This window comes from Nocardia sp. NPDC058666, assembly GCF_042714895.1.
Classification (GTDB): Bacteria; Actinomycetota; Actinomycetes; order Mycobacteriales; family Mycobacteriaceae; genus Nocardia.
On the sequence record NZ_JBHXRY010000038.1, the window covers coordinates 1 to 3,655 of the forward strand.

The following is a 3,655-nucleotide window of genomic DNA, read 5'->3' on the forward strand; positions in this document are numbered from 1 at the left end:
CCCACCAGATAGCGCTTCGCCCCCAGACCCACCGCGATGTCGTACAGCCGCCGGTTCTGGTCGATCATGGCCTGAATGCCGGTCTCACCCGGGTTCGGGAAGCGCAGCAGGTCGAACAGGTAGACCACCGACTCGTTGGGCATCATCGCCAGCGGACGCTTGATCTTCGAGGTGAAGAACGGGTAGAAGAGCAGGAACCCGCCACCGAGCGAGTTCGCGTCCAGCTCCTGCTCCACCCGCTTCATGAACTGCTTGGTCTTCGACGCCGGCAGGAACATGCTCAGCCACGGCTTGGGCGTGTACCAGTGACCGCCCTCCTTCAGCACCGCCTCGTACGCGTCGAGCCGGAACATGTAGTCCCGGAACGCCACGTCCTCGATGATCGCGTCCGCCCGCACGTCCTGCAGACCGCACAGCAACGTCTCCCGGTTGGGCGGCGTCGTGTTGTAGGTGGCGCCGACCTCCAGCTTGTACCGCCAGCCACTGCCGTCCGGCTTCTGCAGCATCTCGCCCGCGTGGACCTGGAACCGGCCGTCGGCCAGCACCTTCTCCGAGTCCGCCAGGTACGTCTCCACGTTCGCGTAGAACAGGCTGAAGATCACCGACCGCTTCGGCGCCGGGACCAGCTTGACCTTGACCCGGACGATGATGCCGACCTGACCGCCGCCCGACAGCGCCGCGTTGAACAACTCCGTGCGCTGCGTCGCCGTCGCGGTGACCAGCTTGCCGTCACCGGTGATGATGTCGATGGACTGCACGGTGTCGCACAGCAGACCGTACCGCTGCACGGTGCCGCCGATACCGCCGATGGAAATGGTCCCGCCCACCGAGATGTACAGGTAGTCCGGCAGCGCCGGCGGGGTCTTGCCCACCTGCAGCGCCGCATCCGTCAGCTGACCCCAGGTCACACCGGCCTCGACCACCGCGTGGTCGCCGCCGATCGACAGGATCTTCGACATCCCCTTCGCATCGATGGAGATACCGCCGGGCACACGCGCCTGCCCGTACACCGAGTGCGACTCGATGTCGTTCCCGGTACCGCCCTGACCGTTGACGGCGACCTTGATGTTGTTCGCCCGGGCATAATTGACGATCTTGACGATGTCGTCCACACCGCCGGGCCGCAGCACGGCCCACGGCTTGCTCGGCGCACCGTCGAAGAGGTGACCGAAGTCGTTGGCGAAGGCGTCGACCACGCCCGGGGTCGTCTCCAGGGTCCCGACCAGCCCCGGCACCAGGACCACATCCGAGTTCCCGGCCGCCTCGGCGGCCGTCGCCCAGGTCTGGGACACCGCATTCCAGCCGACGACCGCGACGGCCGTGGTCGCGATCCCGCCCAGGACCCGGCGGCGGGAGGGCTCGGCGGCGGTGCCCGCGGCAGTTCTGTGGGTGCTGCTCATCTTCGTACGTCTCCTACTGGTGAGGTACCGGCTTGGTGCTGCGTACCTGGGAAGCGAGCTGGTACTCGCTCAGGTCGAGGCGCTTGGTGCCCCGGCGGAAGCGCCAGGTGTACGTCGGGAAGATCGAGGTGTTGCGGCCGTTCGCGTCGAGGTACCAGCTCCTGCAGCCGCCCGACATCCAGACCGTGCCCTCCAGATGCCGATCGAGCCTGCGGTTGTAGGCGTCCTGCGCCTCCTGCCGGACCTCGATACTGGCCAGGCCCCGCTTCTCGACCTGCTTGAGGGAGTCCACGACGTACTGGACCTGCGCCTCGATCATCACCGTCTGCGAGGAGTGACCCAGCGCCGTGTTCGGACCCAGCAGCATGAACAGGTTCGGGAACCCGGCCACCGTCGTACCGCGGTGCGCGGACATCCCGTCCTTCCACACCTCACGCAGCTGCGCCCCGCCCCTACCCCAGATCCGCCGCGCCACCGGACGGTCGGTGGCCTGGAAACCGGTACCCAGGATGATGGTGTCGACCTCGCGCTCGACCCCGTCCGACCCCACGATCGACTTCGCCCGGACCTCGGCGATCTGGTCCGTGACGATCTCCACATTGGGCTGCTGGATCGCCGGGTACCACGTGTTGGAGAACAGCAGCCGCTTGCACGCCACCAGGTAGTCGGGCGTCAGCCGCTTGCGCAGCGCCTCGTCCGCCACCGACTTCTTCAAGTGGTCGCTGGCCATCTTCTGGACCTTCTCGGCCAGCTTGGGCCGCTTCCAGAAGAACGCCAGGATCTCCCGGCCCCACATGTTGAAACCCCGCCGGAACTGCTGGTAGCCCGGCAGCGAACGCAGCATCGCGGTGTGCCGCGCACTGTTGACCTTGTCCGGCTTGGGCCCGATCCAGGCCGGGGTGCGCTGGTACAGGTCCAGGTGCCCGACCTCGGGCTGGATCGCCGGCACGAACTGGATCGCCGAGGCCCCCGTACCGATCACGGCGACCCGGCGGCCGGCCAGGTCGTGGTCGTGGTCCCAGTTCGAGGAGTGGAAGACCTTCCCCTCGAAGTCCGCGAGCCCCTTGATGTCCGGTACGGCCGCCTCACTGAGGTAGCCGGTACCGGTCACCAGGAACTGCGCGGTGTACTGGCCCTGGGAGGTCTCGATCCTCCAGTGCCGCTCGCCCTCGTCCCAGCGGGCGGCCTCCAGCTCGTGCCCGAACCGGATGTGCGGACGCACCCCGAAACGGTCGGCCGTGTCCCGCAGATACGCGAACAGCTCGTCCCGCGAGGCGAACGTCGACTTCCAGTTCGGGTTCCGGGCGAAGGAGAACGAGTAGAGGTGGGACATGACGTCGCACGCACAACCCGGATAGCTGTTGTCGCGCCAGGTGCCGCCGACCTCGTCGGCCCGCTCGAACACCAGGAAGTCGTCGATGCCCGACTGCAGCAGCCGGATGGCGGTGCCCAGACCCGAGAAGCCGGTGCCGATGACCGCGACCCGCAGATGCCGGGTCGGGCCACCGCCGCCGGGACGCTCCTCGGTGCCCGTACGTGCCCCGCCGTCCTTGGCCGGTTCGAGAATGCTCGTCACGTCAACCTCCTTAACGGCGCGTGATGGTGACGCGGAAGTTGTTGAAGAACTTGTCCTCGAGCGTGTACGCGAAGATGTCGAGGTAGCGCTCGAACCGCGAGACGACCTCCTCGCCCTCCAGGGCCACGGCCTCGTCCCGGCGCTCGGCCAGCAGCACCAGCCAGGCACGGCAGGCCATCGCGAACGACTCCCGCTCGTTGACGATCTCGTCGATCTCGAAGAGACCCTCCGCGGCGGCGGACAGCTCGCTCAGGTGCGGAATGTGGCAGCCCTCGAACTCCGAGCGCTGCAGGAACTTCAGGTCGTCCAGCAGCGCCCGGTTCATCGGCAGCGCCTCGGCGGTCATGGTGTGCAGCACGAACTTCGCACCCGGGTTCAGGGCGTTCGCGACCTGCTGGAAGAAGTACCGGTAGCGCTTGGTGCGCTCCTTGGGCGGCAGGTTGGAGGACACGAAGTGCTCCAGCGCGTTGATGCAGAACGCGGCGTCGTACTTCTCGCTGTCGTCCGCGACCTTGTAGTCGGCCCAGCTCTGCACCAGCGTGGTGATCCGCGGGTTGTCCAGGCCGGCGATGAACGCCTCCTGCGTGCGCGACAGGGTCAGACCGACGGCCTGCTCCGCACCGTGCACCGTCGTCAGGCGGTTGAGCATCGTGCCCCAGCCGCAGCCGATGTCCAGGAC

General features: G+C 67.4%; 3 protein-coding genes. All 3 read right to left on the bottom strand.

All coding sequences use genetic code 11. The features are described from left to right. The coding region (locus tag ACFWVD_RS28080) for an FAD-binding protein (protein ID WP_379247852.1) at positions 1–1,400 on the bottom strand (1,400 nt) is incomplete at its 3' end. A gap of 13 nt (positions 1,401–1,413) precedes the next feature. Continuing rightward, positions 1,414–2,976, bottom strand: coding sequence for a flavin-containing monooxygenase (locus ACFWVD_RS28085; protein WP_379247854.1), 1,563 nt, complete (start codon positions 2,974–2,976; stop codon positions 1,414–1,416). A gap of 10 nt (positions 2,977–2,986) precedes the next feature. Further along, the coding region (locus ACFWVD_RS28090; protein WP_379247856.1) for a class I SAM-dependent methyltransferase at positions 2,987–3,655 on the bottom strand (669 nt) is incomplete at its 5' end.